The following is a 6071-nucleotide window of genomic DNA, read 5'->3' on the forward strand; positions in this document are numbered from 1 at the left end:
AGATAGAAAGGAAAGCCGATCGATGCCCCAGGTGGATCCCGAACTCTTCGACCGTGGCCAGTTCCAGGCCGAACTGGCACTGAAGGCAAGCCCCATTGCCGCCTTCAAGAAGGCTATCCGCCAGGCCCGCGAGGTGCTCGATGAGCGCTTTCGCAGCGGCCGGGACATTCGTCGGCTGATCGAGGACCGCGCCTGGTTCGTCGACAACATCCTGCAAAAAGCCTGGGAGCAGTTCAGCTGGAGTGAAGACGCCGATATCGCCCTGGTGGCGGTCGGCGGCTATGGTCGCGGCGAACTGCACCCCTACTCCGACATCGACCTGCTGATCCTGCTGGACAGCGCCGATCATGAGATCTTTCGCGATTCCATCGAGCGTTTTCTGACGCTGCTGTGGGATATCGGCCTGGAAGTCGGCCAAAGCGTACGCTCGGTGGACGAATGCGCCGAAGAGGCTCGCGCCGACCTGACGGTTATCACCAACCTGATGGAAAGCCGCACCGTCGCAGGCCCCGAGCGCCTGCGCCAGCGCATGCTGGAAGTTACCAGCACCGCCCACATGTGGCCGAGCAAGGACTTCTTCCTGGCCAAGCGTGCCGAGCAGAAAGCCCGGCACCACAAATACAACGACACCGAATACAACCTGGAGCCCAACGTCAAAGGCTCACCGGGCGGGCTGCGGGATATCCAGACGATCCTGTGGGTTGCGCGTCGCCAATACGGCACCCTGAACCTGCGCGCGCTCGCCGGTGAAGGCTTCCTGGTAGAAAGCGAAAACGCACTGCTGGCGTCGTCCCAGGAGTTCCTGTGGAAGGTGCGCTACGCCCTGCACATGCTCGCCGGGCGCTCCGAAGACCGCTTGCTGTTCGACCATCAGCGCTCCATCGCTACCCTGCTCGGGTTTGAAGGCGAAGATGCAAAAACCAGCATCGAAAGCTTCATGCAGCAGTATTACCGGGTGGTCATGAGCATTGCCCAGCTTAGCGACCTGATCATCCAGCACTTCGAAGAGGTGATCCTCGCCCCCGAAGACGAAGCACCGCCGCAGCCGATCAACTCTCGCTTCCAGTTGCACGACGGCTACATCGAGGCGCGCAACGACAACGTGTTCCGTCGCACGCCGTTCGCCATGCTGGAAATCTTCGTGCTGATGGCCCAGCAGCCGGAAATCAAAGGCGTACGTGCCGATACCATCCGCCTGCTGCGGGAAAACCGTCACCTGATCGACGACGACTTTCGCAACGACATTCGCAACACCAGCCTGTTTATCGAGCTGTTCAAATGCAAGATCGGCATCCACCGCAACCTGCGGCGGATGAACCGTTACGGCATCCTCGGGCGTTACCTGCCGGAGTTCGGCTTTATCGTCGGGCAGATGCAGCACGACCTGTTCCACATCTATACCGTGGACGCTCACACCCTGAACCTGATCAAACACCTGCGTAAGTTGCAGTACACCCAGGTGTCAGAGAAATTCCCGCTGGCCAGTAAGCTGATGGCCAAGCTGCCCAAGCCCGAGCTGATTTACCTGGCCGGCCTGTACCATGACATCGGCAAAGGCCGTCATGGTGACCACTCGGAGATCGGCGCGGTGGATGCCGAGGCGTTCTGCCAGCGCCATCAACTGCCACTGTGGGACAGCCGCCTGATCGTCTGGCTGGTGCAGAACCACTTGGTGATGTCGACGACCGCGCAACGCAAGGACTTGTCCGACCCGCAGGTGATCCACGATTTCGCCGGAATCGTCGGCGATGAAACCCGTCTCGACTATCTCTATGTGCTGACCGTCTCCGACATCAACGCCACCAACCCGACCCTGTGGAACTCCTGGCGCGCCAGCCTGCTGCGCCAGCTCTACACCGAGACCAAGCGCGCACTGCGCCGTGGTCTGGAAAACCCGGTGGACCGCGAAGAGCAGATCCGCCGCACCCAAAGCGCGGCCCTGGATATCCTCGTGCGCGGCGGCAATGACCCGGATGATGTCGAGCAGCTGTGGTCGCAACTGGGTGACGATTACTTCCTGCGTCATACCGCAGGTGACGTGGCCTGGCACAGTGATGCGATCCTGCAGCAGCCGGCCGATGGCGGCCCGCTGGTGCTGATCAAGGAAACCACTCAGCGCGAATTCGAGGGCGGCACGCAGATCTTCATCTACGCGCCCGACCAGCACGACTTCTTCGCCGTGACGGTGGCCGCCATGGACCAGCTCAACTTGAACATCCATGACGCTCGGGTCATCACCTCGAGCAGCCAGTTCACCCTCGACACCTACATCGTGCTTGATACCGAAGGCGACTCGATCGGCGACAACCCGGTGCGCGTGAAAAAGATCCGCGAAGGCCTCACCGAAGCCCTGCGCAACCCGGACGACTACCCGACCATCATCCAGCGCCGGGTGCCGCGCCAGCTCAAGCACTTCGCCTTTGCGCCCCAGGTGACCATTTCCAACGACGCCCAGCGCCCAGTGACGGTGCTGGAACTCAGCGCACCGGATCGCCCAGGCTTGCTGGCGCGAATCGGCGGGATCTTCCTGGAGTTCGACCTGTCGTTGCAAAACGCCAAGATCGCGACCCTCGGCGAGCGCGTGGAAGACGTGTTCTTCATTACCGATGCCGACAACCAGCCATTGTCCGATCCGGAGCTGTGCCGGCGTTTACAGGAAGCTATCGTGCAGCAATTGAGCGTGACCCAGGAACCCGGTGTCGAGCTGTCCAGACTGACAATATGAACACTCAATTTCACTGTATGGGCGGGCTTGTGTGGGAGCGGGCTTGCTCGCGAATGCGGTGGTTCAGTCGACATCTACAGTGACTGACATCCCGCTTTCGCGAGCAAGCCCGCTCCCACGTTTGAATTGCTTCGCCTGACAGACCGCATGCTTTCAACCGAATTTGACGAGATTTGCGATGAACAACGCCCTGAACCAACTGCAGCCCTACCCGTTCGAGAAACTGCGCGCCCTGCTCGGTAGCGTCACGCCGAACCCGAGCAAACGTCCGATCGCACTGTCCATCGGCGAACCTAAGCACAAATCCCCGGCATTCGTGGCCGAAGCGCTGAGCAACAACCTCGACCAGATGGCCGTGTACCCGACCACCCTGGGCATCCCGGCGCTGCGCGAGGCCATCGGCGCCTGGTGCGAACGCCGCTTCAACGTGCCCAACGGCTGGCTGGACCCGGCGCGCAATATCCTGCCGGTCAACGGCACCCGCGAGGCACTGTTTGCCTTCACCCAAACCGTGGTCAATCGCGGTGAAGATGCGCTGGTGGTGAGCCCGAACCCTTTCTATCAGATCTACGAAGGCGCGGCGTTCCTGGCCGGGGGCAAGCCGCACTACCTGCCGTGCCTTGACGCCAACGGCTTCAACCCGGATTTCGACGCCGTGTCGCCGGACGTCTGGAAACGCTGCCAGATCCTGTTCCTGTGCTCCCCTGGCAACCCGACCGGCGCTCTGATCCCGGTAGAAACACTGAAAAAACTCATCGCGCTGGCCGACGAGTACGACTTCGTGATCGCCGCCGACGAGTGCTACAGCGAGCTGTACTTCGACGAACAAACCCCGCCGCCGGGCCTGCTGAGCGCCTGCGTCGAACTGGGCCGCCAGGACTTCAAGCGCTGCGTGGTGTTCCACAGCCTGTCCAAGCGCTCCAACCTGCCGGGCCTGCGCTCCGGTTTTGTCGCCGGCGACGCCGACATCCTCAAGGCTTTCCTGCTGTACCGCACCTACCACGGCTGCGCGATGCCGGTGCAAACGCAGCTGGCAAGCATTGCCGCCTGGCAGGACGAAGCGCACGTGCAGGCCAACCGTGACCTGTACCGGGAAAAGTTCGACGCTGTACTGGCGATTCTCAAGCCGGTAATGGACGTACAAAACCCGGACGGCGGTTTCTACCTGTGGCCGAATATCGAAGGTGACGACGCGGCGTTTTGCCGGGACTTGTTCGTGGAAGAACACGTGACCGTCGTGCCGGGCTCGTACCTGTCGCGTGAAGTCGATGGTTTCAACCCAGGCGCAGGGCGCGTGCGCATGGCACTGGTTGCGCCACTGGCCGAGTGTGTAGAAGCCGCCGAACGGATTCGCGACTTTATCCAGCGCCGCGGTTGATACACGTGCCGCCTCCGCACCGTGGAGGCGGCCACTACAGACTCATCCGGTAAACCAAAATCTGGAACAGAAACCCGTAAAAGCCCCACCCAAGCTGATCTGACTTAAACGCTTCGGTGAAAACCCATGACGCTTCCTATCCCGCCCCATTACGCCCCTGCCTATGCGCTGCACGACACTGCTGCCGACCCCATCGAAACCCCGCACCCCGCCCTCATCAGAAATAAACGCGGCGTAGCCGACCCCGACAAAACATGGCCTCAACATTCAGTCTTGAACATTTCTTTGTTGAACATGACGCAAGAACAAAAGAAGTGGGTAAAGCACAACATTAATCAGTGGGCTCCCCACACCAATCTCTATTTCAAATTTGTTGATACCTCCAACGGCGACATCAGAATCATCGCGAACAATGACACCAGCAACGCATGGTCAAAGATTGGCACCGATGCCAAAAAGGTAGCGCAGCCGACGCCCACGATGAGCATTGGCTTTAAAGGCTCGCCGGCGAATATCGCGGCCAGGGTCCAGCATGAGTTCGGCCACGCCCTGGGTTTGAAACATGAACACCAGCACCCTGATCAACCATTGGAATTCAATAATCAAACCATTTACGACGATTATGAATCGTGGGGGAAATTCCAATGGCAAGCCGATCACAACATCATCCAGAAACTCCCGCACGATAAAGTAAAGGTCTCGCCCTATGATAAGACCTCCATCATGCACTACGGATTTCCTGCCTCATGGCTCAGCAACGGCAACCCCATCCCCTCCAGCACACACCTGTCTGAAGGCGATAAGCGCTTCATACAGTCACTCTACCCAACGGATAATTCATTTTTCGGAAAGCTCCTCAACACCTCGATCCGGGCGATGATCAACGCCTGAATTATTTAATACTGCCCAAGTTCGCTTCACTCATATCCAAGTCCGCCAATACTTCTCGCAGTACATCATCACCAATCTGGTGATGGCGGCTCAGGCTGTACAACTCCAAGCGCTGCGCGCGCAGGGCCTTGAGCCGCAATTTGCGCTCCAACTGGTCCATCTGCTGCGCCAGCGCCTGGGCTTCGGCGGAGTCGTTGAACACTTCCAATTGATGGCGATATTCCGACATTAGCCGCGCCTTGAGCTCAGCGGCCAGCGCGGCCTGGGCGGCGTCCGGGGTTTCGGTTTCTGCAGGCTCCTCGGCTTCAAGGGCATGGATTGCGGCCACGGCGGTCTTTTTCCACGCCTCGCGCACTTCGTTGTGGCGCTTTTCATCGGGGCTCTGTTCGATGCCGCGCAACAGCAACGGCAAGGCGATACAGGCGGCGACCAGCGATAGCAGAATCACGCCGGCAGCGATGAAAATCAGCAGGTCACGCTCGGGAAAGTCCTGCCCCGGCGCCAGCAGCAAAGGCACCGACATCACACCCGCCAGGGTCACCGCCCCGCGCACACCACCGACGGTCAGCAGCCAGCAGGAACGGGCGGTCGGCACCAGGGTCAGCTCGCTTTTGCCGCGAAGCCGCCGCAGCAGGCCTGACAATCGCCAGATGCTCTGCACCCAGATAAAACGCAGCACCACCAGCACCAGGAAGATCGCCACGACCTCCATGCAGCGATACAACAAGGCGGGCCACAGCGTCGGCTCATGGCTGACCACGGCCTTGATGATGTCCGGCAGTTGCAGGCCCAACAGCAGGAAAATCAGCCCTTAGTTTCTCTTTCTAAATTACGTAAACCCAAACAGTTAGTTTTTGTAATATAGAAAGGTAAACCAATGCGACAGAATCAAATGATCACACATACCCCCTATCCCAAAGACCAGAATCGCCGTCCTCCCCAGCCCTCTCACCGAAACTTAAATGAGGTAAGCCCATGGGGGGCGGAGAGGACAGATTTGTCCTCTCCGCCCCAGAATCTGATCAAACATTCATTCCCAAGCCTTACGTCGACCAGTCCGACGGGCTCACTGCCAAC

Annotated in this window: 3 protein-coding genes and 1 pseudogene; 3 read left to right on the forward strand and 1 reads right to left on the reverse strand. The window is 59.6% G+C overall.

The window, feature by feature from the left end; translation table 11 throughout:
• The first annotated feature begins 22 nt into the window (after nt 1-22).
• The 3 genes from ACI77D_RS10685 to ACI77D_RS10695 all read left to right on the forward strand — a co-directional run bounded on the left by ACI77D_RS10685 (nt 23) and on the right by ACI77D_RS10695 (nt 4994).
• The gene (locus ACI77D_RS10685; RefSeq protein ID WP_064451151.1) at nt 23-2725 is read left to right on the forward strand and encodes a [protein-PII] uridylyltransferase; all 2703 of its coding nucleotides are present in this window, start codon (nt 23-25) and stop codon (nt 2723-2725) included.
• Nucleotides 2726-2903: 178 nt separating this feature from the next.
• Nucleotides 2904-4103: a succinyldiaminopimelate transaminase gene (dapC, locus tag ACI77D_RS10690; protein ID WP_407016545.1), complete on the forward strand. Its 1200-nt coding sequence runs from the start codon at nt 2904-2906 to the stop codon at nt 4101-4103.
• A gap of 126 nt (nt 4104-4229) precedes the next feature.
• The gene (locus tag ACI77D_RS10695; RefSeq protein WP_407016546.1) at nt 4230-4994 is read left to right on the forward strand and encodes a M12 family metallopeptidase; all 765 of its coding nucleotides are present in this window, start codon (nt 4230-4232) and stop codon (nt 4992-4994) included.
• A gap of 1 nt (nt 4995) precedes the next feature.
• Here ACI77D_RS10695 and ACI77D_RS10700 read toward each other — a convergent pair.
• Nucleotides 4996-5805: pseudogene (locus tag ACI77D_RS10700) on the reverse strand (Na+/H+ antiporter); the annotation flags it as partial.
• Nucleotides 5806-6071: the final 266 nt, after the last annotated feature.

This window comes from Pseudomonas sp. O39 (assembly GCF_045447295.1).
GTDB lineage: Bacteria > Pseudomonadota > Gammaproteobacteria > Pseudomonadales > Pseudomonadaceae > Aquipseudomonas > Aquipseudomonas antarctica_A.